The organism is Nocardioides sp., assembly GCF_035503875.1.
Taxonomy (GTDB): Bacteria; Actinomycetota; Actinomycetes; order Propionibacteriales; family Nocardioidaceae; genus Nocardioides.
The window spans coordinates 44,155-67,206 of the sequence record NZ_DATJTA010000036.1; the positions used below are offsets into that span (position 1 = coordinate 44,155).

Below are 23,052 nucleotides of genomic sequence, written 5' to 3' on the forward strand. Positions count from 1 at the left end.
GATTTGGTGCGCCACCCCGCATGACGTAATGTTCTGTTCACCGACGCGGGGTGGAGCAGCTCGGTAGCTCGCTGGGCTCATAACCCAGAGGTCGCAGGTTCAAATCCTGCCCCCGCTACCAATCGAGAACCCGGATCTACATCGAGTAGATCCGGGTTCTCGGTATTTCGGTGGTCTGCGTGGCCCGGGCATGCGCTGGGTGCAGGCTCATCACGGTATGCAGATCAGCCGGCACCTCCCACGGTGGGTACGCCGTGGGGAGTGCCACATCGTCTGCATACCGTGATGAAGCAACGGAAGCCCGCCCCGCTCACCGGCTGGGCAGCCCGCGCCGCTGCAGGACCTCCCGCAGCAGGTGCCGCCCGGCCATCGACTCCGGCCCGCGGAGGCGGGCGAGGACGCGGGTGGTCCAGTCGCCGCTCAGGCCGTACGACGCGCGGTACGCCGCGAGCCGTCGGTCGTACGCCGGCAGCTCGGCGTCGGCGGTGACGGCGTCGTACTGCTCGTGGTGGAGCACCGCCTGCTGCGGCAGGCGGGGCTTGATGCCGGCCGGCGCGTCGGGGTCGGGGACGCCGAGGGCGAGACCGAACGCGGCGACGGTGTGGGGCGGGAGGGCGAGCTCGGCGGCGACCTGCTTGGGGTGGTCGCGGATCGCGCCGACGAAGACCGTGCCGAGGCCGAGTGACTCGGCGGCGACGACGGCGTTCTGGGCGGCCAGGGCGGTGTCGATGAAGGCGATCAGCGTCGTCTCGAGGTAGTCGGCCGCGGCGAGGTCCGTGCCGTGGCGGCAGGCGAGGCGGCGGGCGCGGCCGAGGTCGGCGACCCAGATCAGCAGGAGCCCGTTCTCGGCCACGAACCGCTGGTCGGCGGCGAGGTGGGCCAGCCGGGCCTTGCGCTCGGGGTCGCGGACGGCGACCACGCTCCACGGCTGGAGGTTCGACGAGGTGGGAGCCGACTGGGCGGCCGCCACGATGGTCCGCAGCTGGGCGTCGGCGACCGCGTCGGGCCGGAAGCGGCGTACCGACCGGTGCCGCAGCAACAGGTCGACCGAGTCGCTCGTGACGTCGAGCGCCACGCGCGGGTCGGCGTACCGCTGGGCTTCGGGGCTGGTCGTGGTCACGGTCCTCGGTCACGGAGCGGATGCGGTCGAACAACATCAATATGACTGAATTACTATAGTAAATGTGACCGACGACCTCCGCGCCGAGCGCGCTGCCCGATTCCTGCGCTACCTGGGTCCCGACCCCGCCTCCTGGGTGCGGCCCAGCGACACCGACCACGACGTGCTGGTCGTCGGCGGGGGACAGGCCGGCCTGACCGTCGGCTTCGGGCTGCGACGGGCGGGGGTCGCGCGCACCTCCGTGATCGACGCGGCGGCGCCCGGCGGCACCGGCGTGTGGACGACCATCGCCCGGATGCGCCACCTGCGCACCCCCAAGCAGTGGCCCGAACCCGAGCTCGGCTTCCCGGAGCTGAGCTTCCGCGCCTGGTACGAGGACGCGCACGGCCCCGCGGCGTACGACGAGATCGGGCGCATCCCGCGCCTGGTGTGGGCCGAGTACGTCGCCTGGCTCGAGCAGGCCCTGGCCGTGCCGGTGCGCCACCGCACCCGCCTGGTGTCGGTGGAGCCGGCCGCGGACCACCTGGTCGTCCGGCTGGACGTCGACGGCGTCGCGGTCACCGAGACCACCCGCTCGCTGGTTCTCGCCAACGGGGTGGAGGGCACTGGCGGCGCTCACCTGCCGGACTTCCTGCGCGCGCTCCCCGCCTCGCTGGTCGCGCACACCGGCGACCGCATCGACTTCGCCGCCCTGGCCGGCCGCGTCGTCGGCGTCCTCGGCGCGGGCGCCTCCGCCCTGGACGCCTGCGGTACGGCGCTGGAGGCGGGCGCTCGCGAGGTGCATCTCTTCGTACGACGCCCGGACCTGATCGTCCAGGGGCCGGGCGCCGTCCACGGTGCCGGTCTCGGCGCCCGGGAGAACTTCCACCGGCTGCCGGACGCCGACCGCTGGCGGGCCAAGGCGCTGCTGGGCCGGGCCGGCCGGTCGTGCACCCTCGAGTCGGTGCAGCGCGCCGCCGCCCACCCGGGGTTCCGCGTCCACCTCGACGCGGGCTGGCACGACGCCGCGGTCGACGGCGACCTCCTGCGGGTCACCGCCGCCGACGGCGAGCATCTGCTCGACTTCGCCATCGCCGGCACCGGCTACCAGTACGACCCCCGCACGCGGACCGACCTCGCCGGCATCGCCGACCGGATCGCGCTCTGGGGCGACGTCCACAGCCCGCCGGCGGACCTCGCCGATCCCGGGCTGGCCCGGTTCCCCTACCTCGGTGACGGCTACGAGCTGACCGCCAGGGACCCTGCGGACGCCGGGTGGGCGAGTCGGATCCGGGTCTTCTCGGCCGCGGCCGGCCTCAGCTTCGGGCTGCCCGTCGGCGACACCCAGGGCCTGCCGACCGGAGTGCCTCGGCTGGTGGACGCGCTCGCGCGCGACCTCTACCTGGAGGACCGCGCCGTACCGCAGGAGGGCACCCCGCCGGCGGCCGCGCCCGGACCCGCTCCGCACCGCGACGCCTACGCGCACGCGATCTGGAGCGGGGACCCGGACGCCGAGCTGGTCTGACCGGCTCCGGTCAGGAGGCCTCGTCCGCCCGCTGCCGGTGCGGGTGGGCGAGGCCGAGCCGCTCGCGCAGGGTCACGCCGACCGGTGCCGGGGCGAACAGCCCCCGTTCGACCAGGAGGGGTACGACGCGGTGCGCGAAGCGGTCGAAGTCGACCGCGGTGTCGGCGTACATGATCGTGAAGCCGTCGGCGGCGCCCGCCCGCCACCAGGCCTCGAGGTCGTCCGCGATCTGGGCGGCCGTGCCGATGAGGAGCCGGTGCCCGCCGGCGGCGCCGGCGCTGTGCCGGACCAGCTCGCGCGCCGACATCGGGTGCTCGGCGACCAGCGCGCGGGTGCTGACCTGGAAGCCGACCGAGCCCGTCTCCGAGACCGGGATCTCCGGGAGCTCGGCGGCCGTGATCGGGTCGTCGAGCGAGTGGTCGGGGAGGCCGAGGGCGGCGAGGGTCGAACGGGCCAGGTCGTCGATCGGCAGCGTGGCGTACAGCTCCTCGGTACGGCGAGCCGCGTCCTCCTCGGAGTCGGCCACCAGCACGATCACGCCGAGCGAGACCTTGACCTGGGACGCCGAGCGGCCGGCCGCGACCGCCCGGGCGTGGACGTCGTCGCGGAACGCGACCGCCTTGGCCTGCGTCTGCGCCACGGTGAAGACCACGTCCGCGAAGTCGCCCGCGAGCCGGAGCCCGCCCTCCGACCCGCCGGCCTGGATGACGACCGGCCGTCCCTGCGGGCCGTGCGGCAGCGGCAGCGGACCGGCGACCGAGAAGAACTCGCCCTCGTGCGCGGGACCGTGGATGCGCGCGGGGTCGGCGTACCGCCCGGACGCCTTGTCGGGCGCGAGCGCGCCGGGCTCCCAGCTGTCCCACAGCCGGGTGACCACGGACAGGAACTCGTGCGCGCGCCGGTAGCGGGTCGCCTTGTCCAGCGGCTCCGGCAGGCCGAAGTTGGCCGCCGCCGCGGGGTTGTAGGTGGTCACGATGTTGACCGCGGCCCGGCCGCCGGTGACCAGGTCGAGCGACTGGAACCGGCGGGCCAGGTTGTACGGCGAGTTGTACGTCGCGGAGGAGGTGACCAGGCCGCCGACCCGCTCGGTGCCGGCGAGCAGGTGGCCGACGAGCACCAGCGGGTCGATGCCGTTGGCGGGCTGCGCGCCGATGTCGGCGGCGATCGCCGGGGCGTCGCCGAGGAAGATCGCGTCCAGGCCGACCTCGTCGGCCGTTCGGGCCAGGCGCCGGAAGTGCGCCACGTCGAACGTCGCGAGCGGGTCGGCGTGCGGGAGCCGCCAGGCGGTGCGGAAGTGGCCGGGCGTCTGCAGCGACGCCACCAGGTGGAAGGTCATCGGGACTCCTGAGGAGGGAGAGGGGCGCCGCCGTACGACGCGGCCCGGTCGTCGCCGGCAGAACGGCGCAGACCGGGCCGCGTCATCGTGCTCACGCCATCGGGGTCACAGGTTCAGGCCGGTGCCGTGCACGCCGTGCTCGTCGATGATGGCCAGCTCCTCGTCGGTCAGCGGCGCCGCGTCGAGCGCCGCGACGTTGTGGTCGAGCTGCCAGGTCGAGCTCGCGCCCACCAGCGCCGAGGAGACCTCGGGCTTGCGGAGCACCCACTGAATCGCCAGCTGGGCGAGCGACTGCCCGCGCGACTCCGCGAGCTTGTTGAGCTCCGCGGCCCGCTGCCGGTAGGTGTCGTCGATGGAGTCCTGCGAGAGGAAGCGCGAGTTCGCGGCCCGGGCGCCCTCGGGGATCGACTCGAGGTACTTGTTCGTCAGCAGGCCCTGGGCGAGCGGCGAGTAGACGATGAGCCCGAAGCCCTGGGCGGCCGAGAGCTCCAGCAGCCCGTTGCGCTCGATGCTGCGGTCGAAGATGGAGTAGCGCGGCTGGTGGATCAGCAGCGGTACGCCGGCCTCGCGCAGCAGCCCGGCGATCGCCTCCGCGCGGTCCGGCTGGTAGTTCGAGATGCCGACGTACAGCGCCTTGCCCTGCTGGACGGCGCTCACCAGCGCGCCCGCCGTCTCCTCCAGCGGTACGTCGAGGTCGGGGCGGTGGTGGTAGAAGACGTCCACGTAGTCGGTCCCGAGGTCGCGCAGGCTGTGCTCGAGCGAGGTGAGCAGCGACTTGCGCGACCCGCCCTTCGTGTAGGGGCTCGGGCCGATGTCGCCGCCGGCCTTCGTGGAGAGGATCAGCTCGTCGCGGTACGGCGCGAGGTCCTTCTCCAGCACCCGCCCGAAGGTGAGCTGTGCGCCGCGGATCGGCGGGCCGTAGCGGTCGGCGTTGTCGAAGTGCGCGATGCCGAGCTCGAAGGCGTGCAGGATGATCTCGCGCTGGGTCTCGAAGGAGTAGTCCCGGCCGAACTTCTGCCAGAGGCCGAAGGACAGCGACGGCAGCGTCAGGCCGGACGCGCCGGTGGGGCGGAAGCCGATGTGCTCGTAGCGCTCGTCGGCGGCGAGGAACGGCTTCTCGAGGGGGCCGTGGGTCATGGGAGGGTCCTTTCGGGGAAGGGTCAGTGGTCGCGGTGCGAGCGGGCGGGCACGGGCCGCGAGGCCCGCAGGGCGGCCGGCTGCAGCGAGGCCGTGTAGGCGCCGGTGTCGCGCTCGAGGAAGTGCGTCCCGGGGTCGACGATCTCGTCGACGCGGTCCAGCACGTCGTCGGTGAGCTCCACGGTCGCGGCCTTCAGGTAGGCCTCCAGATGCTCCTGGGTGCGCGGGCCGATGATGACGCTGGTGATCGCGGGGTGGTTCAGCGCGAACGCCACGGAGAGCTCGATCAGGGTGAGCCCGTTGTCCTCGGCCAGCCGGGCCAGGGCGTCGGCGGCGGCCAGCTTGCGCTGGTTGCGCTCGAGGTCGATGTCGAAGCGGCCGGGGATCATGTCGGCCCGCTTCGACTCCGGCTGGTCGACGCCGATGCGGTACTTGCCCGACAGCCAGCCCGCGGCGAGGGGTCCGTAGCTGATCACGCCGACGCCGTACTTCTGCACGACCGGGAAGACCTCGCGCTCCGCGCCACGCACGAGCAGCGAGTACGGCAGCTGCTCGGTGTGCGGGGCGATCAGCCCGTGCTTCTCGGCGAGCCAGTGCGCCTCCACCTGCTGGTGCGCGGGAAAGGTCGAGGTGCCGTAGTAGAGGATCTTGCCCTGCCGGATCAGGTCGTTGAGGGCGTGCAGGGTCTCCAGCAGGCTGGTCCGGCTGTCGGGCCGGTGCGCCTGGTAGAGGTCGATGCGGTCGGTGTCGAGACGACGCAGGCTGTTCTCGACCTCCTGCACGATCCAGCGCCGCGAGTTGCCGCCGTGCAGCGGGTTGTCGCTCATCGGGCCGTGGAACTTGGTGGCCAGGAAGATGTCGTCGCGGCGGCCCTTGACGGCCTTGCCGATGATCTCCTCGGACCCGCCGTGGGCGTAGGTGTCGGCGGTGTCGATCGACACGATGCCGGCGTCGAGCGCCGCGCCGATGATGCGGATGCTCTCGTCCTCCTCCTGGAAGCGGCCGAAGTTCATGGTGCCGAGGGTGAGGGGGCCGAGCCGGACGCCGGTGCGGCCGAGAACGCGGTTGACCTCGATGGTCACGGGTTTCCTTTCGTACGGTGAAGCAGGGGGCGGATGCTCAGAACAGACCGGTCGTGGGCGGCTCCTGTCCGGTGAGGTGGTAGGCGCCCGCGACGGCGTGCTTCCACTGGCGCGGGTTGTGGTTCGCGGCCGTCCGGGCGTTGCGCCAGTGCCGGTCCAGGCCGAGCCGGCGGTCGGTGAGCGAGCCGCCACCGACGTCGAAGAGCAGCTCGGACGCCGCCAGGGACGCCTCGATCGCGGCCGCGCTCGCCTGGGCGACGGCGACCGCCGCCGCGGCGCCCGCCGTACGCGCGGCCGGGCCGGTGAGTCCCGCGACCGCGCCCAGCTCCTCGGCGGCCAGCAGGACGACGGCGCGCGCGGCCTGCGCGCGGGTCGCGATCTGGCCGACGGTCTCCTGGACGTACGGGTCCTCGGCGCTGGTGCTCGCCGTGCTGTGCTTGATCGGGCGGGCGGTCTCGCGCACCACCCGGACGGCGTCGTCGAGGGTGCGCGCGGCGATGCCGGCCTGGACGGCCGCCAGGTAGAGCTGCGCCCAGCTCCCGCGCCAGGGGTTCTCGGGCTCCACCTCGTCGGTGAAGACGACGTCCTCCTCGGGCACGTGCACCGCCCGCAGCCGGGTGGTGCCGCTGGCGGTGAGCCGCTGGCCTACGGCGTCGAAGTCGTCGAGCCGCTCGACCCCGTCGCGGTCGAACGGGACGCTGAACCGGATGATCCGGCCGTCCTCGGTGCGGGCCGCGGTGCTGAACCAGGACGCGTACAGGCCGCCCGTGGAGTAGTACTTGTCGCCGTCCACGAGGTAGCCGCCCGGCACCCGGCGGGCCGTGGTGCCGACGGCGCCACTGGCCCCGCCGGTCCGCTCGTTGGACGTCCCGGCGAACAGGTCGCCGGCGCGGAGCCTCTCCAGGACCCGGTCGCGGTGCGGCACCGGGGCTCCGCTCGCGACCGCGTGGGCGGTCAGGAACGTCGTCCGCAGCGCCTGGGCCACGCTGGAGTCGGCGCGCGCGATCTCGACGACCAGGTCGGTGACGTCGCGCAGCGTGCCGCCCGCGCCGCCCTCGGCGCGGGCGATGCCGGTGAGTGCGATCCGCTGGTCGGCGAGCTCGCGCACCTCCGCGAAGGCGTAGTCGCGGGTCTGCTCGCGAGTCGCGGCCGAGGCCGCCAGCCGGGTCAGGACGGGACGTACGCCGGCCCGGATCCCGCTCAGCGTCGGGGCCGGGCGTACGTCGAGCGGCCGGTCGAGGTCGTGACCGGGATCGAGGGCGGTCATGCGACGGCCTCCGTCAGGCGTGCCGCCACCGGGGTCAGGCCGAGCCCGGCCCGCAGCGTCGGCTCGGCGGGGCTGGGGGAGAGCTGCGGGACCAGGTGGCGGATCACCGCCAGCGCGCCGTCGGCGCCGCCGGGCGGCACCAGGACCAGCCCGTCGAGATCGTGACCGGCGAGCCGGTCGAGCAGCCGCCCGGCGCCCTCGGTCGCGGCCACCGGGATCCGGCCGAGCAGCGCGACGTCGCTGCGCCGGCGACCGACGCGCTCCAGCGCGGCACTCAGCGCGGCGGCGCCGTCGGCCCGGTCGGCGTCGACCACGACCACGTCGGCACCGGTGGCCAGCTCGTCCCAGCCGAGCTCCCGGGCATCCGCGGCCACGACCGGCCGTCCCTGCAGCGAGGTCGGGCCGTCGAGTGGCCCGGCGACGCGGTAGTAGCGGCCCTCGTGCCCGACGGCGGCGATCAGGGCGTCGTCGACGAGCAGGGCGCGCTCGGCGTCGCCGAGCAGCGCCTCGCGGGGGAAGGACTCCCACAGGCGAGCCAGGAGGCCGGCGTACTCCGACCAGCGCTCGCCCGCCACGGTGGCCGTCGTGTCGGGCGTCGTGGCGTCGCTGACCTCGTCGCCGCTGCCGGGGTGGAGCAGCAGGCCGAGCCGGCCCGCCGCGGCGCGGTCGACGGAGAGCACCCTCCGGGCCAGGTTGTACGGCGCGTTGCGCGTCGTGCTCGCGTCGGCCAGGAAGCCCAGGCGGTCGTGCCGCCCGGCGAGGTACGCCGCCGCGAGGGTCGCCTCGACGGTGGACCGCTCGCCGAGCGTGTCGAGCAGCCGCAGCGCGGTCACGCCCGCCTCCTGGGCGGCCTCGGCGACCCGGTCGGCCTCGGCGACGGTGAGGGCACCGCCCCCGACGGCGACCTCGACCAGGACGGGGATGGTCTGCGTGCTCATCGCGCGGCCTCCAGGGGGCTGCGGTCCCACACCCCGCTGGGCACGCCGGGCAGACCGAGGCCCAGGTGCTCGCGGAGGGTGGTCCCGGTGTACTCGGTGCGGAAGAGGCCCCGGCGCTGCAGCTCGGGGACCAGGTGGTCGACGAACTCGTCGAAGCCGGAGGGCAGCACGTCGGGCATCACGTTGAAGCCGTCGGCCGCGCCCTGGCGGAACCAGGTCTCCAGGTCGTCGGCGACCTGCTCCGGAGTCCCGACCACGATGCGGTGGCCGCCGCCGCCCCCGAGCTTGCGCAGCAGCTGGCGCAGGGTCGGGTTCTCGCACTCGATGATGTCGCGCACGATGCGGTAGAAGGTCTGGGTGGTGCCTCCGACGCGGTCGGGGTCGTGGAGCAGCTCGGCCGGGATGGACGCGTCGTCGTCGAGCCCCTCGAGCGAGAAGCCGAGCTGGCCGGCCAGGCGCTGGCGGGCGTACGCCTGGGGCAGCACGTCGTCGAGCACCTCCCGCCGTTCCCGCGCCTCCGCCTCGGTGCTGCCGAGGACCGTGGAGACGCCGGGCAGCACCACGAGCTCCTCGGGGGACCGGCCCCACTCGCGGGCGCCGGCGCGCAGCTCGGTGCGGAAGGCGACCGCCTTGGCCAGGTCCTGCTCGGCCGAGAAGATCACCTCGCCCACCCGCGAGGCGAGGCGCTTGCCGTCGGTGGAGCCGCCGGCCTGGACGACGACCGGGCGGCCCTGCGGGGAGTCGGCGCGCTCGTCCCAGGTGGCGACGACCTGCTCGACCATCTCGGCCGCGCGCCGGTAGCGCAGTGCGTGCTCGGGCTCGCCCAGCCGGCCGAAGTTCGCGGCGGCGACCGGGCCGGCGGTCGTGACGACGTTCCAGCCGAACCGTCCGCCGCTGAGCAGGTCGAGGTCGCCGAGCCGACGGCCGAGCTCGGCCGGGTCGTTGTACGACGAGGAGAGCGTCCCGATCAACCCGATCCGCTCGGTCTGCGCCGCGATCCGCGCCAGCACGGTGGTCGGCTCGAAGCTGTTGCCGGGGCGGTGCCGCAGCTGGGGGTCGAGGACGGGGGTGTCGGCGAGGAAGACCGCGTCGAGCTTGGCCGCCTCCGCCTTGCGGGCGATCGAGGTGTAGTGGTCGATGGAGAAGCTGGCGAGCGGGTCGGTGCCCGGGAAGCGCCAGGACCCGCCGAAGACGCCCGCGTTGAGGATGTTGACGTTGAGGTGCAGCTGCGCGCTCACCGGCTCGCCTCCGATCGGAAGGAGGGTCGGTCGCGGTAGTAGCCGGAGACCGGGGCGACGTCGTTGACCAGGAAGTCGCCGACCACGCGGGGCTTGTAGACGACCGGGTTGTGCGAGGCCAGGGTCCGGGCGTTGCGCCAGTGCCGGTCGAGGTGGGCGGCCGTCCGCACGGCCGACGACCCGAGGGCGTCGTACGCCGAGGACGCGGCGTCGAGCACCGCCTCGATGACGGCGACCTGGGCCGTCGACGTGACGACGTACGCGCGCTCGTAGTCGGCTTCGACGCCGGAGGCGTGCGCGGCCTCGAGGGCCTCGGCGGCCGCGCGCAGCAGCGTCTCGGCGCTCAGCCGGCGTGCCTCGATCCGTCCGACGACGGCGAGCACGTCCGGGTCGCGGCGGGCCTCGTCGCTCTGGGCGTGCAGGCTGGTGCGGGTCCGGGCGCGGACCTGGTCGACGGTCTCGTCGACCAGGTTCCGGGCGATCCCGACCAGGTTCGCCAGGTGCACGACCTGGACGAACGAGTCGAGGCCGCGCAGCGACTCCTTGAACCGGCCGATGTCGCCGTGCTCCTGGACCGGGACGTCCTCGAACAGGGTGGTGCCGCTGCCCGTCTGGCGCTGCCCGAGGCCGTCCCAGTCGTCGACGTGGGTGACCCCGGGGTGCCGCGCGGGGAGCACCACGAACCCGCGGTGCCCGTCGTCGTCGGTGACGGCCGCCCGGATGTGGTCGGCGAACCGGGCGCCGGTCGAGTAGAACTTGGTGCCGGTGACCAGGCGGGTGCCGTCGTCCGCGACGCGCACCCGCGTCGTGAGCGTCGACTGCGCCTGGGTGCCCTGCGCGGAGGGCTCCGACTGGGCGTTGCCGAAGACCGCGCCCCGGCGGATCCGGTCGAACCAGGTCGCGCGGACCGTCGGGTCGATCTCGAGCCGCAGGATCTCGGTCGTGGTGAAGTGGCCGCGCCAGATCTGCGGGACGTTGGAGTCGGCCGCCCCCGCCTCGGCCAGCAGGCCGAACAGGGTGGGCAGGTCGACGTCGAAGCCGCCGTGCTCGACGGGGACGCGGAGCCGGCCGAAGCCGGCGTCGGCGAGCTCCTGGACCAGGGCGTCGGGGTGCTCGTGGTGGACGTCGCGGTCGGCGGCGCCCACGGCCAGCTCGGCCAGCACGGCTCGGATGCGGGGGAGGGCCTCGGCGAGGGTGGCGGGCTGCCCGGTCCCGGCGACGGTCGGTGCCGGGGGGCCGGCAGGGTCGGTGGTGAGGGTCATCGTGCTCCTGCTCGGGTGGAGGGGGTGGCGAGCCGCTGGCCGGCGATGGCGCCCAGCAGCCGCTCGGTGTAGGGGTCCTGCGGGTCCTCGAAGACCCGCGCGACGGGTCCCTGCTCGACGATCCAGCCCTGCTGCATGACCGCGACGCGGTCGGAGATCGCCCGGACCACGGACAGGTCGTGGGAGATGAAGACGTAGGTCAGGCCGAGGTCGCGCTGCAGCGAGTCGAGGAGCTCGAGGATCTGCGCGGCGACCGAGACGTCGAGCGCGGAGATCGGCTCGTCGAGCACCAGCACCTGCGGCTCCAGCACCAGTGCGCGGGCCAGCGCGACCCGCTGCCGCTGGCCGCCGGAGAGCTCGCGCGGATGCCGGTCGGCGTACGACGCCGGCAGCGCGGCGGCCTCCAGCGCCCGGCGTACGGCGGCGACGTCCTCGGGCCGCCGGCGCAGCGAGCGCCGTCCGCTGCGGAAGGAGCGCAGCGGCTCCTCGACCACGTCGTAGACGTCGAAGCGCGGATCGAAGGACGCGTAGGGGTTCTGGTAGACGAGCTGGAGGTCGCGGCGCAGCGGCCGGAACTCCTTGCGGGTCAGCGAGGTGATGTCGGTGCCGAGCAGCCGGACCCGACCGGAGGTGGCCTCCGTCAGCCCGCTGAGCACCCGCGCGGTGGTGGACTTGCCGCTGCCGGACTCGCCGACGATCGAGAACGTCTCGCCGCGGTGGACCTCCAGCGAGATGCCGTCGACCGCGGGGACCTCGCCGTACTCCTTGACGAGGTCGGTGACCTGCACGACCACCTCGGGTTCGCGGGGCACGCGGCCGGCGGGCCGGTCGCGGACCAGCTCGAGCCGGGCCGGCACGCTGGCCAGCAGCTGCCGCGTGTACTCGTGCTGCGGGTCCGCGAGCACCTGGGCGGTCGGCCCGACCTCGACGAGCCGGCCCTGCCGCATCACGCCGACCAGGTCGGAGCGGTCGGCGGCCACGCCGAGGTCGTGGGTGATCAGGATGGTGCTGGTCCCGCTGCGGGCACGCAGGTCGTCCATGAGGTCGAGGACCTGCTTCTGCACGGTCGCGTCCAGGCCCGACGTGGGCTCGTCGGCGATGACCAGGTCGGGCTCGACGGCGATCGCGGAGGCGATCAGCACCCGCTGCCGCATCCCGCCCGAGAGCTCGTGCGGGTACTGCCGCGCCCGGCGCTCGACGTCGTCGAAGCCGACGAGCTCGAACAGCTCGTGCACCCGCGCGCGGCGGGCGTCGGCGTCGAGGTCGGTGTGCAGGCGCAGCACGTCCTCCACCTGGACCCCGACCCGGCGGACCGGGTCGAGCGAGACGGTCGGGTCCTGCGGGACCAGGCCGATGGCGCGGCCGCGCAGGTCGCGCCAGCCCCGGGCCGACAGCTCGGTGAGGTCCTGGCCGCGGAACCGGATGGACCCGTCGAGCACCTCGCCGTTCTCGGGCAGCAGCCCGAGGACGGCGTGGCCGGTCGTGGTCTTCCCCGAGCCGGACTCGCCGACGAGGGCCAGCACCTGGCCGGGCAGCACCCGGAAGGAGACGTCGTGGACGACGGGGCTCAGCGTGCGCCGTACCCGGTAGCCGACACTCAGCCCCTCGACCTCGAGCACCGGCTCGGGTGCCTCGGCCGAGGACGGCTGCTCCTCCGGGTGCGGGCGTGGTGCGGTGATCGTCATGCGTGCCTCCGCGAGGTGATGCGGTGCGAGATGTGGTTGGTGGACAGCACGACGGCGACGATCGTGACGCAGGGCCACAGGGTCAGCCAGCCGCGCGTGGCGATGTAGCTGCGTCCCTCGGCGACCAGCCGCCCCCACTCGGGGTCCGGCGGCTGGGCGCCCAGGCCGAGGAAGCTCAGCGAGGCGATCCAGATGATCGCGGTGCCGAACTGCACGGTGATCAGCGACAGCGTGGGCGCCAGCGAGTTCGGGACCACGTGCCGGCGCAGGATGTCGGACGTCGAGGCGCCGCTGGTGATCGCGGCCTCGACGTACGTGCTGGCGCGGGCGCGCAGCACCTCGGAGCGGATCAGCCGGGCGAAGGTCGCCGAGGACGTCAGCCCGACCGCGATCGCGGCCTGGAAGATGCCGAAGCCGAGCAGCACCACCAGCGTGATCGCGAGCAGGAAGCCGGGGATCGACAGCACGACGTCGATGAGCCGCATGACCACGCTGTCGACGAACCCGCCGAACCAGCCGGCCAGCGCCCCGAGCAGCGAGCCGACCAGGACGGCCACGCCGACCGCGACGGCCGAGCCGATGAGCGAGGCCCGCGCGCCGTGGACCACGCGGGAGTAGACGTCGCGGCCCAGCTGGTCGGTGCCGAACCAGTGCTCGCCCGAGGGCGGGAGCAGCTTGGCGCGCGGGTCCACGGCCAGCGGGTCGTGCCCGGTGAACAGGCCGGGGACGACGGCCCACAGCAGCACGACCCCGACCACGGCGACCGACAGCGCCAGCGCCCAGTTCCGCGCCGCCGCGCGCACCAGCGAGGTGCGCTCGCGTCCCGGGACCGCGAGCGGTGCCTCGGGGGTCTGCAGGAGAGCGCTCATGGCATCGACACCTCCACCGGCAGCCGCCGCGGCGGTACGGCGGCGGGGGCGACCGCCGCCGCGACCGGGGCCGGGACGGCCGCCGACGGCGCGGTGCGCGCCGCCGGCCGGCCGGCGGTGACCCGGCGGGTCCGGCCGTCGACCAGGATGCGCGGGTCGATGAACGGGTAGGCCAGGTCGACCGCGAGGTTCACCGCGACGTACGCCGCCGTGCAGAGCAGCACCACCGCCTGGACGACGGGGAGGTCCTGGGTGTTGACGGCACCGACGGTGAGCTGGCCGAGACCCTCGCGGGCGTAGACCGTCTCGGTGACGACCGAGCCCGCGACGAGCTCGCCGACCGCGAGGCCGAGCAGGGTGAGCACCGGCAGCGAGGAGTTGCGCAGCACGTCCTTGCGGAAGATGTAGCCCTCGGTCGCGCCCTTGGCCTGCAGCACGTGCACGAACGGCTGGGCGCGGGTGCTGCGGATCGAGGTCGCGAAGACCTGGGCGAGCGGTGCGGCGATGACCAGCCCCAGCGTGGCGGCCGGGGCCACCAGCGCCAGCAGGGTGCCGTCGTCGACGGCGGGGATGAGGTGCAGGCGGAACGAGAGGTACTGCAGGGCCAGGATGCCGACCACGAACGTCGGGATCGAGCCGAACAGCGCCGGCAGCGAGCCCGCCGCCTGGCGCAGCCAGCGCCACGGGCCGTAGTTGATCGCGAGCGCCACCACCGCGGCGAACGCGATCCCGAAGACCAGGGCGAGCCCGGTGAGCTGCAGGGTGCTCGGGATGACCTCGACGACCATGTCGGCGACCGGCTTGCCGGTCGACAGCGAGTAGCCGAAGTCGCCGCGCACGGCGCTCCCCAGGCCGTGCAGGTACTGCTCCCACAGCGGCCGGTCCAGGCCGTAGTAGGACAGCAGGGTCTCCTGCGCGGCCGGGGAGATCTGGGCGTCGGGGTTCTTGATGCGGTTGCTGACCGCGTCACCGGGCAGCGCGCTGAGCAGGAGGAAGGCCAGGGTGTAGGCGGCCCAGAGGACCAGGACCGCCTGCCCGAGGCGTCGGGCGACGTATCTGCGCACGGGACTCCTTCGTCGGATGGCGTAGGGAGGGGGAGGGACCGGCTACTCGGCGAGCCAGGTGTCGTAGAGCCAGGTGCGGGCGACGGCCTCGGTCTGGAAGCCCTGCACGCTCGGCGCCAGGCCGTAGACCTGGGTCTCGTCGTACAGCGGGATTTGCAGCGCCTGGTCGAACACGTAGTCGTCGATCGCCTGGACCGCCGCGGCGCGCTCGGTCGGGTCGAAGGCGAGGGCCTGGGCACGGACCAGCTGGTCGAGCTTGTTGTCCACGGGGTCGGCGTACGTCGTGTTGTTCGCGGTGCTGTCGAGCGAGGCGCGCAGGACGTCGGCGTCGGCACGGGAGGTCTGGCCCTGCTGGAAGACGACCGCGGCCGGGTCGTCGGCGAGCAGCGCCTGGTACTCGGTCAGCGAGGGCGTCGTGAGCTTCACCTCGATGCCGGCCTCCTTCCACTGCGACTGGAGCAGCTCGAGCACGGCCTGCGAGACCTGGTAGTACGGCGTGACGTAGAGGGTGAACGCGAGCCGCTGGCCGTCCTTCTCGCGCACGCCGTCGCTGCCCTCGACCCAGCCGGCGCCCTCGAGGAGCTCCCGGGCGCGGTCGAGGTCGTAGGTGAGGTACTCGCTGGCGTCGCCGCGCAGCGGGGTGCCCTCGGCGAGGGTTCCGGTGGGGACGGGGTAGCTGGGGGAGAGGGCGACCTCGTTGATGCTCTGACGGTCGGTCGCGGCCTGCAGGGCGCGTCGGACGGCGACGTCGCGGGTCGGGCCGGGGGCGCCGATCGAGATCTGCAGCTTGTTGGTCTGGCCCTGCACCGGGAAGGCCTCGATGACGCCGCCGCCGGCGGTCACCGTCTCCTCGTCGTACGGCGCGATGTTGCGCGCGACGTGGGCCTCGCCGGACTGGAGGGCGCCGACGCGGGTGCCGGCCTCGGGCACGGTCTTGAAGACGACACGGTCGAGGTACGCCGCCCCCTCGTGCTGGGCGCCGTCGGGCGCCCAGTCGTAGTCGTCGCGCTTGGCGAGGACGACCTCGGAGGTGCCGCTGACCGACTCCAGGACGAAGGGGCCGGAGCCGATCACGTTCTCCAGCTGGCCCTGCTCGTTCCAGTCGGCGTCGAGGTAGGACTGCGCCAGGATGCCCGAGCGGTAGACGGACGTGACCTGCAGGAAGCCGGCGTTGGGCCGGGTGAAGGTGAACCGCACCGTCTGCGGGTCGACGACCTCCGAGCCCTCGTAGTCGGAGAAGAAGGTGTCGGGGGCGATGCCGCGGGCCTCGTCGCCGAACCCGTGCTGGTCGTAGTTGGCGGCGACGATCGCGGCGTCGACGGGCTCGCCGTTGCTGAAGGTCACGCCCTCGCGCAGGTGGAAGGTGTAGGACAGCTCGTCCTCGCTGATCTCCCAGGACTCGGCGAGCCAGGGCTTGATCTCGCCGGACTCGGGGTCCTGCCAGGTCAGGCGGTCGACGAGGTTGTTGGTGACCTGGGTGTTCGACCACAGCGTGTTGGTGATCTGCCAGGCGGAGTACTCGACGGGGTCGTAGAAGGTCAGGGTGCCGCCCGTGACGGGGTCACCGCCGCCGCTGCTGCTCGCGGGCGACGAGGAGCCGCCGCATCCGGCGAGGACGGTGGCGAGTGCGGTGGCGGCGGCCGTGGCGGCCAGGAGCTTGCGGAACCGGATCGTGCTCATCGGGGTGGGTTCGTCCTTGCTGTTCGTGTCCACGTTTCGGGGCCGTGGACGGGAGGCGCACCGGGTTAAGTAGAGTAAACGTATCAAGAATGCTTACTTGAGCGACAAAGTGTTCAAATGGTGGCGCGTCGCCCTCGTCACCCCCGGGCGGACCGCCGCAGATCCAGGCCGACGTAGGAGGAACAGCGCATGACCCTGACCACCGAGCCGGCCCCGCCGGACCTGTCCGCCGCCGCCCGGGCCGTCGACGCCGCCGACCGGCACGCGTTCGTCGCCCGGGTGCGTGAGCTCGCCGAGCAGGTGCTGCGACCCGCGGCGCTGGAGACCGAACGTCGCGGGGTCGACGCCGAGCGGATCAGCCGCCTCGCGGAGGTGGGGCTGCTCAACCACGCCGCCCCCGCGACGTACGGCGGCGCGGGCCTGGCCCGTCCCGAGGACCGCCGCCTCCACGAGGTGCTGGCCGGCGCCTGCTTCAACACCTGGCTGGTCTGGGCGCAGCACGCGCCGCTCGTCGGGCGGCTGGCCGCCGCCGGCGCGCCACGCTCGGAGCTGGCCGACCGGGTGCTGCGCGGCGAGGTCCTGCTCGGTGCCGGCATCAGCGACGTCCGCCGCTACCCCGAGCGGTACGTCACGGCCGTGCGGGTCCCGGGCGGCTGGCGACTCGACGGGGTGCTGTCGTGGGTCAGCGGCTGGGGACTGCACGCCGCGCTCACCGTCGCGGCCGTCGATCCCGGCAGCGACACCGTCGTGACCGCGCTGGTCCCGGTCGGCACGGGCACCCGCGCGACCCCGCTCGCGCTCGGCGCCGTCGCGGGCAGCCGCACCGAGCGGGTCCGCCTGGTCGCGGTCCACGTCCCCGACGAGCACGTGATCGCCACCGACTCACTGGCGCGGTGGCGCCGCAACGACCTCGACGTCGCGAGCGACGCCCGCCCGCACCACTTCGGGCTGGCGCAGACCGTCCTCGCCGAGCTCGCCGGTTCCGGGGACCCCCTCGCCGCCGCGGTCGCCGACCGCTGGGCGCCCCGGGTCGCCGACCTGCGCAGCCGCGCCTACGCCCTGGCCGACCAGGTCACCGCGGGCACGCCCGCCGGCGACGCGCCGTACCGGCTCCGGGAGCGGCTGGCGCTGAAGGTCGCCTCCGGCGAGGCGCTCTCACTGCTGACCCGGGCCCTGCTGGTCGCCCGGCGCGGCCACGGGCTGGCCGGCGACGACACCGCCCAGCTCCATGCCCGGTCCGCCCTGTTCTGCCAGGTCCAGGGGCAGAGCAGCGACGTCCGCCGGGCGCAGCTCACCCACCTGGCCGCGCTGGCCGGCTGAGCCGGCACCTCCCTCCACCCGAAACCCCGACAGGAAGACTGCGATGAGCTCCGAGTTCCTCTGGTACATCCCCAACACCGTCGAGCCCGGTCACCGCGGTGACACGGTCACCGACGACCACCACAGCCTCGACACCCTGACCGCCCAGGCGGAGGCGCTCGAGCGCACCGGTTGGACCGGAGCCCTCCTCGGCACCGGCTGGGGCCGGCCGGACACCTTCACCCTCGCCACCGCGCTCGCCGCCCGGACGCGGACCTTCGAGCCGCTCGTCGCCGTCCGGCCCGGCTACTGGCGGCCCGCGAACTTCGCCTCCTCCGTCGCCACCCTCGACCACCTGACCGGTGGCCGGGTGCGCGTCAACGTCGTGTCCGGCAAGGACGACCTCGGTGCGTACGGCGACAGCGAGGGCGACCAGGCCCAGCGGTACGGGCGCACGAAGGAGTTCATGCAGCTCGTGCGCCGGCTGTGGACCGAGGAGCACGTCACGTACGACGGCGAGCACTTCTCCGTGACCGACTCCACGGTCATCCCGCGGATCACGCCGCGGCTCACCGCGCAGGGCGAGCGGCGGCACCCCACCCTCTACTTCGGCGGTGCCTCCGAGGCCGCGGAGCGGGTCGCGGCGACCGAGGCCGACGTCCAGCTGTTCTGGGGGGAGCCGCTCGACGGCGTCCGGGAGCGGATCCAGCGGCTCCGCGCGCTGTCCGAGGAGCTCGGGCGCGAGCACGCCCCGCTGCAGTTCGGGCTGCGGGTGACGACCTTCGTGCGGGACACCACCGAGCAGGCCTGGGTCGAGGCCGAGGCGCGGGTCGCCGAGATGGCGGCGCAGGCGGACCGCCGGCAGGAGGACTCGCCGGCGTACAACCCGCACCGGCGTACGGCGGTGGGGCAGCAGCGGCTCTTCGAGCTGGCCTCGCGCGGCGAGGTGCTCGACGACAACCTCTACACGACCCCCGGGCGGTACGGCGCCGGGGGAGCGGGCACGACCTGGCTGGTCGGCTCGCCGCAGGACGTCGCCAAGTCGCTGCGCCGCTACCAGGACCTCGGCATCACGCACTTCGTGCTCTCGGACACGCCGTACCTGCGCGAGATCGAGCGCCAGGGTGAGCAGCTGCTGCCGCTCCTGCGCGGATGAGCGGCGATCCGTTCGCCGACAACCGCCGCCTGGTGGCCGTCTTCGCGGTCACCATGAGCACCGGGTTCATCGCGATGTCGCAGGCCCTGCCCGTCGCGCTGATCCCGATCTCGGAGTCGCTCGACGTCTCCCGTGCCGCGGTGACCGCGGCGACCTCGATCTCGACGCTGGTCGGCGCCGCGGTCGCGTTCCCGGTCGGCCGGCTGCTCGACCGCCATGGCGGCCGCTGGATCATGACTGTCGGGTCCGCGATCGGCGTGCTGTCGATCGTGCTCTGGTCGCAGGCCACGTCCCTGACCCACCTCTACCTCGCGTTCGCGGCGATGGGGCTGGGGACGGCGATGTGCACCTACGAGGCGGCGTTCGCGGTGCTGGTGGTCGCCAGCGACCCGAGCCGTCGGGATCGGTCGATCCTCACCGTCACGATGATCGCCGGGCTGTCGACGTACCTGGTCTACCCGCCGCTGGGCTGGCTGGTGTCCGAGCTCGGCTGGCGCCACACCCTGCTGGTGCTCGCCGGGCTGATGCTGGTCACCTCGGTGCCCGGGCACCTGTGGTCCATCCCCGACCGGGCCACGCACGTACGACGCGTGCGGGCGCGGGCGAGCGTCTCGGTGCGGGTCGCCCTGCGTCAGCGCCGGTTCTGGCTGCTGGCGATCGCGTTTGTGGGGCAGGCCGCGGCGACCTCGGCGGTGCTGCTGCTGGTGTTCAGCTACCTGCTCGACGTCGGGCACTCGCTCGCCGTGGCCTCCACGATCCCGATGGCGGTGGGCCTGCTGCAGATCCTGTCGCGGCTGGCGCTGACCACGTTCGCGAGACGGCTGCCGCTCGCGACGGCCGCCGCGGGCGCGTTCGCGATCCAGGGGATCGGCCTGCTGGCGCTGCCGCTGGTGGGCCTCTCGATCCCGCTCACCTTCCTGTGCGTGTCGGCGGTCGGGCTGGCCAACGGCGTCAGCGTCATCGCGCGTCCGTCGATCCTGGCCGACACCTTCGGCGCGGCCCAGTTCGCCTCGATCATGGCGGCGATCGTCGTCCCCATGGCGCTGGCACGCGCCGGCGCACCGCTGGTCGCCGCCTGGCTGGCCGACTGGCGCTTCCTGGTCGCCGGGGGTGTGGTCTCGCTCGGCGCGTCCGCCGCATTGCTGCCGCTCGTCCCGAGGCGGCGCCGGGGAGGCTCCGCCGACGCGGTGACGGGGGAGGCGGTGCTCGCGCGGTGATCCCCGCGACTCCAGAGACGTAGAGAATATATTCTCTATACTGGATCCGAGTGGATTCCCCCTCGTGCCTACCAAGGAGCCGCCATGAGCGCTGCCGTCACCAAGGGGCGCAAGTTCGCCCTGGTGCTTCCCTCGACCAACACCTCGGTGGAGCGCGAGTTCCACCACCTCCGGCCGCAGGACTGCTCCTGGCACACCGGCCGGATCATGATCAGCGCGCCGGCGCTGGACTCCGCCGATGCGTTCGGCGCGTTCCGCGAGTGCCTCAACGAGGCGCTGCCGGGGGCGCTGGAGGTCGTGATGACCTGCGAGCCCGAGTACATCGTGATGGGCATGTCGGCCGAGACGTTCTGGGGCGGGGTGCAGGGCAACGCGGCGTTCGAGCAGAACGTCCGCGACCTGACCGGTCGCGAGGTCACCACCGGCGCGACCGCGGCGGGGGAGGCGCTGAAGGCGTTCGGCGCGAAGCGGATCGGCGTGGTGACGCCGTACCAGCCGGTGGGCGACGAGCAGGTGGTGGCCTACTTCACCGAGCTCGGGTACGACGTGGCCGCGATCCACGGGCTGTGCTCGGCCTCGGCGACCTCCATCGCCGACGAGACCCCCGAGACGCTGCGCGCGGCGTTCCTCGCCGTCGACGGGCCGGACGTGGACGCGCTGATCCAGTGCGGCACCAACCTGGAGTGCATCGCGGTGGCGGCGGAGCTGGAGAAGGAGCTCGGCAAGCCGGTCATCGCCATCAACCTGGCCACCATGTGGCACGCCTTCCGGGCCAACGGGATCGACGACAAGATCGCCGGCTACGGCCGGCTGATGGAGGAGTTCTGATGTTCAACCACGTCGGTCACCTCACCCTGGCCCCGGACGCCGGCGACGCCCGGCTCGACGCGATCGCGTCGGGTCTGCTCGGGCTGCCCGGCGTCGTCGACGGCCTGGTCGAGGCCCAGGTCGTCCGGGACGCGGGGCTCGTCGAGGGCAACGCGAGCCTGCGCTTCCAGATGCGCTTCGAGTCGCAGGCGGCCTGGGAGGCGTACAAGACGCACCCCGCCCACGTGGCCGTCGTCCAGGACCACATCGGTCCGGTGCTCGTCGCCAAGGCGTTCGTCCAGTACGACGACTCGGACGTGCGCGTGAGTCGCTGACCGGCGGTTCCCTCTCCGCAGCCGTCGGCGGGCGAGGTCACCTCTGCTGTTGCGTGACCCGCTTGCGGTGCCGGGCCATCCGCTTCCAGACATGGTGCTGCACGGCCAAGGTCAGCCAGCCGGCGAGGATCATTCCGCTGACGTTCAGCGCCAGCTGGACGGTACTGCCCCGCACCTCGTCGAAGGCGCCGAAGGCGAGGCCGAGGGCGACGTTTCCGGCCGCGGGAACGGTAGTCACGGAGATGAAGACTCCTGAGAGCCCGCCGATCTTGGCGGAGGTGAGGGAGAGGACCCCCGCGGCGGCCGCGATGAGGGCGACGATGAACGACCACCTGTCGGGGGAGTAGATGAAGTCCGTTCCCGGCCGTGGCCCGGTCACGTCCTCGGCGAGGATCCACCCCAGTTCCCGGCCGATCAGCGCGGCCGCCGTTGTGATGGCGATAGAGACAGCGAACCCGAGCACGAGCGTGCGTGCGGCCCGCTGGAAGAGCCGTCGGCGGCGTCGGACGAGGGCGAGGCCGAGGGCGGCGACGGGGACGAACTCGGGACCCAGGACCATGGCGCCGATGACGAGCACCTGCGAGTCGAGGACGATGGCGATGCTGGCCAGCATCGTCGCCAGGACCATGAACGAGAGATAGGTCCAGTTGAGCTCCGACTCCTCGTAAGCCCGCTGGGTCACGTCTGCCCACACCACGGCGTCGGCGCCGGAGCCAGGAGTACGGCGGGCCGCGTCGTACCCGGCCCGCGAGACCCAGGAGGCGACCGGGGTGAGGTGGATCGTGCCGACCTCGGGGATACCGAGCTCGTTCAGCCGGTCGACATGCTCGTTGACGGCCTCCCGAGCGACATCGACGAGCACGATATCTCCAGGTGGCGCGAGGGATGCGCCGCGCATCACGGCCAGCTGGCTGACGGCGGGATCGTCGCCAAAGACGGCGAGCACCTCGTCGGTGAGGTCGGCGGGAGAGGTGATCCTCAGGTGGAACATGGCGAGATTCTGACTCCTCGGTGGCGTTTGGCGCTGGGTGCCACCACCCCGACCACCCTCACCTGGCGCGTCGTCGGTCGATGACGGTGCCGAGCTGGTCCGCCAGGAGAGCCGCCACGCGGCGCTGCTCCACCGTGGGGTAGACCGGCAGGACCGCGGTGATCACGAAGTGCCCGTCGATCCCCGGCCGGCCCCGGATCGGCAGGGCTGTCTCCTCCAGGTTCGGAAGTCCGACCCGGTTGACGTCGACCTCGTGACCGTCGCGGATCAAGGTGCCGTCGGGCTCGAGGACGGCGTTGCGCGGATCCGGGCGTCCGTGCTGGACGAAGCGGCAGTCGGACACGCCCAGCACGGAGCGGATCTGGTCGGCGACCTCCATCCCCAGGTCCTCGACCGACCGGTCGTGGACGGCGATCAGGCCAGCAGCCCGGACGGCACCATCGAGATACCCTGCTCGAAGGCTCGCCCGTTCCTGCTGTCGCCTTCCCCACAACGCGAGCTCGGAGACTGCGGCACCGATGACGACGAGCAGCACGGTGATCTCGACGTTCTCACGATGGTCGATCGTGAAGCTGAGATAGGGCCGGGTGAGGAAGAAGTCGAACCACAGCCCGCTGGAGAGGGCGGCGAGGAGTCCGGCGGCACGGTCCCCGGCCGCCGCCACGGCGACCACCATCGTGACGAGCACCAGGCAGGACGTCGCAGGTGCCACGGACTCGCGTGCCCCGGAGAGAACGGCGGCGGTCGCGAGCGGGAGGAGCACAGCCAGGCCCACCAGCCAGGGTCGGAGCCTAGTCTGCCGTTCTCGCATCGAGCGGCCGAGCTGCTCGTCCATCACGTCAGTAACCGCATGATGATGGCCATCACACTTGCGACGAGCATGGCGATGCCGACGAGGACGATCCCGCCCACGCCGGCCGGTCGACGGTGCGTCCGCCCCAGCGGGGCGCCGGGTCTGACTGACATGCCGTCGACGTTAGGACGTCCCGGGACGGCAGCGGGAGACTCTTGACGCGATCCTGACGGTGCCCCGACGCGAAATTGACCCTGCGCGTGCGTGGGTGG

Annotated in this window: 21 protein-coding genes and 1 tRNA gene; 7 read left to right on the forward strand and 15 right to left on the reverse strand. The window is 73.2% G+C overall.

Annotation, left to right across the window (positions count from 1 at the left end; all coding sequences use genetic code 11):
• Positions 1 to 44: 44 nt before the first annotated feature.
• Positions 45 to 121 (forward strand) — tRNA-Met (locus VMF51_RS08195).
• A gap of 189 nt (positions 122 to 310) precedes the next feature.
• On the opposite strand, the gene VMF51_RS08200 is transcribed toward VMF51_RS08195, so the two are convergent.
• Positions 311 to 1,120 (reverse strand): NADPH-dependent oxidoreductase, encoded by an 810-nt coding sequence (locus tag VMF51_RS08200; RefSeq protein ID WP_325473924.1) that lies wholly within the window; start codon positions 1,118 to 1,120, stop codon positions 311 to 313.
• 64 nt (positions 1,121 to 1,184) lie between these two features.
• Here VMF51_RS08200 and VMF51_RS08205 point away from each other — a divergent pair, with 64 nt between their 5' ends.
• Positions 1,185 to 2,624 (forward strand): NAD(P)/FAD-dependent oxidoreductase, encoded by a 1,440-nt coding sequence (locus tag VMF51_RS08205; RefSeq protein WP_325473925.1) that lies wholly within the window; start codon positions 1,185 to 1,187, stop codon positions 2,622 to 2,624.
• 10 nt (positions 2,625 to 2,634) lie between these two features.
• Here VMF51_RS08205 and VMF51_RS08210 read toward each other — a convergent pair whose 3' ends face one another.
• From VMF51_RS08210 to VMF51_RS08260, 11 genes are all read right to left on the reverse strand, one after another.
• A complete protein-coding gene (locus VMF51_RS08210) occupies positions 2,635 to 3,960 on the reverse strand; it encodes an NtaA/DmoA family FMN-dependent monooxygenase (protein WP_325473926.1) in 1,326 nt (441 codons plus the stop codon).
• Positions 3,961 to 4,065: 105 nt separating this feature from the next.
• Positions 4,066 to 5,097, reverse strand: a complete 1,032-nt coding sequence (locus VMF51_RS08215) for an aldo/keto reductase (protein WP_325473927.1) — start codon at positions 5,095 to 5,097, stop codon at positions 4,066 to 4,068.
• Between the two features lie 23 nt (positions 5,098 to 5,120).
• Positions 5,121 to 6,179: an aldo/keto reductase gene (locus VMF51_RS08220; protein WP_325473928.1), complete on the reverse strand. Its 1,059-nt coding sequence runs from the start codon at positions 6,177 to 6,179 to the stop codon at positions 5,121 to 5,123.
• 37 nt (positions 6,180 to 6,216) lie between these two features.
• Positions 6,217 to 7,446: an acyl-CoA dehydrogenase family protein gene (locus tag VMF51_RS08225; protein WP_325473929.1), complete on the reverse strand. Its 1,230-nt coding sequence runs from the start codon at positions 7,444 to 7,446 to the stop codon at positions 6,217 to 6,219.
• Positions 7,443 to 8,384, reverse strand: coding sequence for an LLM class flavin-dependent oxidoreductase (locus tag VMF51_RS08230; protein WP_325473930.1), 942 nt, complete (start codon positions 8,382 to 8,384; stop codon positions 7,443 to 7,445). Before VMF51_RS08230 ends, VMF51_RS08225 begins: the two co-directional genes overlap by 4 nt.
• Positions 8,381 to 9,622, reverse strand: a complete 1,242-nt coding sequence (locus VMF51_RS08235; protein ID WP_325473931.1) for an LLM class flavin-dependent oxidoreductase — start codon at positions 9,620 to 9,622, stop codon at positions 8,381 to 8,383. Before VMF51_RS08235 ends, VMF51_RS08230 begins: the two co-directional genes overlap by 4 nt.
• On the reverse strand, positions 9,619 to 10,884 hold the full coding sequence (locus tag VMF51_RS08240) for an acyl-CoA dehydrogenase family protein (RefSeq protein ID WP_325473932.1): 1,266 nt from the start codon (positions 10,882 to 10,884) through the stop codon (positions 9,619 to 9,621). The genes VMF51_RS08235 and VMF51_RS08240 overlap by 4 nt, the downstream gene beginning before the upstream one ends.
• On the reverse strand, positions 10,881 to 12,569 hold the full coding sequence (locus VMF51_RS08245; RefSeq protein ID WP_325473933.1) for an ABC transporter ATP-binding protein: 1,689 nt from the start codon (positions 12,567 to 12,569) through the stop codon (positions 10,881 to 10,883). Before VMF51_RS08245 ends, VMF51_RS08240 begins: the two co-directional genes overlap by 4 nt.
• On the reverse strand, positions 12,566 to 13,438 hold the full coding sequence (locus tag VMF51_RS08250) for an ABC transporter permease (RefSeq protein ID WP_325473934.1): 873 nt from the start codon (positions 13,436 to 13,438) through the stop codon (positions 12,566 to 12,568). The genes VMF51_RS08245 and VMF51_RS08250 overlap by 4 nt, the downstream gene beginning before the upstream one ends.
• On the reverse strand, positions 13,435 to 14,502 hold the full coding sequence (locus VMF51_RS08255) for an ABC transporter permease (protein ID WP_325473935.1): 1,068 nt from the start codon (positions 14,500 to 14,502) through the stop codon (positions 13,435 to 13,437). Before VMF51_RS08255 ends, VMF51_RS08250 begins: the two co-directional genes overlap by 4 nt.
• 42 nt (positions 14,503 to 14,544) lie before the next feature.
• Entirely contained in the window at positions 14,545 to 16,182 is a 1,638-nt protein-coding gene (locus tag VMF51_RS08260) for an ABC transporter substrate-binding protein (RefSeq protein WP_325473936.1), read from the reverse strand.
• 189 nt (positions 16,183 to 16,371) lie between these two features.
• Between VMF51_RS08260 and VMF51_RS08265 the strand changes: the two genes are divergently transcribed.
• The 5 genes from VMF51_RS08265 (at position 16,372) to VMF51_RS08285 (ending at position 20,996) form a co-directional block, all read left to right on the forward strand.
• Entirely contained in the window at positions 16,372 to 17,502 is a 1,131-nt protein-coding gene (locus VMF51_RS08265) for an acyl-CoA dehydrogenase family protein (RefSeq protein WP_325473937.1), read from the forward strand.
• A 43-nt stretch (positions 17,503 to 17,545) separates the two neighbouring features.
• Positions 17,546 to 18,637 (forward strand): LLM class flavin-dependent oxidoreductase, encoded by a 1,092-nt coding sequence (locus VMF51_RS08270; protein ID WP_325473938.1) that lies wholly within the window; start codon positions 17,546 to 17,548, stop codon positions 18,635 to 18,637.
• On the forward strand, positions 18,634 to 19,854 hold the full coding sequence (locus tag VMF51_RS08275) for an MFS transporter (RefSeq protein ID WP_325473939.1): 1,221 nt from the start codon (positions 18,634 to 18,636) through the stop codon (positions 19,852 to 19,854). The genes VMF51_RS08270 and VMF51_RS08275 overlap by 4 nt, the downstream gene beginning before the upstream one ends.
• An 84-nt stretch (positions 19,855 to 19,938) precedes the next feature.
• Entirely contained in the window at positions 19,939 to 20,682 is a 744-nt protein-coding gene (locus VMF51_RS08280) for a hypothetical protein (protein WP_325473940.1), read from the forward strand.
• A complete protein-coding gene (locus tag VMF51_RS08285) occupies positions 20,682 to 20,996 on the forward strand; it encodes a Dabb family protein (protein WP_325473941.1) in 315 nt (104 codons plus the stop codon). The genes VMF51_RS08280 and VMF51_RS08285 overlap by 1 nt, the downstream gene beginning before the upstream one ends.
• Positions 20,997 to 21,033: 37 nt before the next feature.
• On the opposite strand, the gene VMF51_RS08290 is transcribed toward VMF51_RS08285, so the two are convergent.
• From VMF51_RS08290 to VMF51_RS08300, 3 genes are read right to left on the reverse strand one after another with little or no spacing between them, the layout of a single operon-like run.
• Positions 21,034 to 21,987 carry a DUF389 domain-containing protein gene (locus VMF51_RS08290; RefSeq protein ID WP_325473942.1) on the reverse strand — a complete coding sequence of 318 codons (954 nt, stop codon included), beginning with the start codon at positions 21,985 to 21,987 and terminating at the stop codon, positions 21,034 to 21,036.
• Positions 21,988 to 22,045: 58 nt separating this feature from the next.
• Positions 22,046 to 22,822, reverse strand: a complete 777-nt coding sequence (locus VMF51_RS08295) for a DUF4118 domain-containing protein (protein ID WP_325473943.1) — start codon at positions 22,820 to 22,822, stop codon at positions 22,046 to 22,048.
• On the reverse strand, positions 22,822 to 22,953 hold the full coding sequence (locus VMF51_RS08300; RefSeq protein ID WP_325473944.1) for a hypothetical protein: 132 nt from the start codon (positions 22,951 to 22,953) through the stop codon (positions 22,822 to 22,824). Before VMF51_RS08300 ends, VMF51_RS08295 begins: the two co-directional genes overlap by 1 nt.
• Between the last annotated feature and the right edge of the window lie 99 nt (positions 22,954 to 23,052).

What these genes read in the sequence shown, in the direction of transcription:
- VMF51_RS08210 (WP_325473926.1), bottom strand. Translation starts at nt 3,960, where the DNA reads ATGACCTTCCACCTGGTGGCGTCGCTGCAGACGCCCGGCCACTTCCGC.
- VMF51_RS08215 (WP_325473927.1), bottom strand. Translation starts at nt 5,097, where the DNA reads ATGACCCACGGCCCCCTCGAGAAGCCGTTCCTCGCCGCCGACGAGCGC.
- VMF51_RS08225 (WP_325473929.1), bottom strand. Translation starts at nt 7,446, where the DNA reads ATGACCGCCCTCGATCCCGGTCACGACCTCGACCGGCCGCTCGACGTA.
- VMF51_RS08230 (WP_325473930.1), bottom strand. Translation starts at nt 8,384, where the DNA reads ATGAGCACGCAGACCATCCCCGTCCTGGTCGAGGTCGCCGTCGGGGGC.
- VMF51_RS08240 (WP_325473932.1), bottom strand. Translation starts at nt 10,884, where the DNA reads ATGACCCTCACCACCGACCCTGCCGGCCCCCCGGCACCGACCGTCGCC.
- VMF51_RS08245 (WP_325473933.1), bottom strand. Translation starts at nt 12,569, where the DNA reads ATGACGATCACCGCACCACGCCCGCACCCGGAGGAGCAGCCGTCCTCG.
- VMF51_RS08250 (WP_325473934.1), bottom strand. Translation starts at nt 13,438, where the DNA reads ATGAGCGCTCTCCTGCAGACCCCCGAGGCACCGCTCGCGGTCCCGGGA.
- VMF51_RS08260 (WP_325473936.1), bottom strand. Translation starts at nt 16,182, where the DNA reads ATGAGCACGATCCGGTTCCGCAAGCTCCTGGCCGCCACGGCCGCCGCC.
- VMF51_RS08265 (WP_325473937.1), top strand. Translation starts at nt 16,372, where the DNA reads ATGACCCTGACCACCGAGCCGGCCCCGCCGGACCTGTCCGCCGCCGCC.
- VMF51_RS08270 (WP_325473938.1), top strand. Translation starts at nt 17,546, where the DNA reads ATGAGCTCCGAGTTCCTCTGGTACATCCCCAACACCGTCGAGCCCGGT.
- VMF51_RS08275 (WP_325473939.1), top strand. Translation starts at nt 18,634, where the DNA reads ATGAGCGGCGATCCGTTCGCCGACAACCGCCGCCTGGTGGCCGTCTTC.
- VMF51_RS08280 (WP_325473940.1), top strand. Translation starts at nt 19,939, where the DNA reads ATGAGCGCTGCCGTCACCAAGGGGCGCAAGTTCGCCCTGGTGCTTCCC.
- VMF51_RS08285 (WP_325473941.1), top strand. Translation starts at nt 20,682, where the DNA reads ATGTTCAACCACGTCGGTCACCTCACCCTGGCCCCGGACGCCGGCGAC.
- VMF51_RS08290 (WP_325473942.1), bottom strand. Translation starts at nt 21,987, where the DNA reads ATGTTCCACCTGAGGATCACCTCTCCCGCCGACCTCACCGACGAGGTG.
- VMF51_RS08295 (WP_325473943.1), bottom strand. Translation starts at nt 22,822, where the DNA reads ATGGACGAGCAGCTCGGCCGCTCGATGCGAGAACGGCAGACTAGGCTC.
- VMF51_RS08300 (WP_325473944.1), bottom strand. Translation starts at nt 22,953, where the DNA reads ATGTCAGTCAGACCCGGCGCCCCGCTGGGGCGGACGCACCGTCGACCG.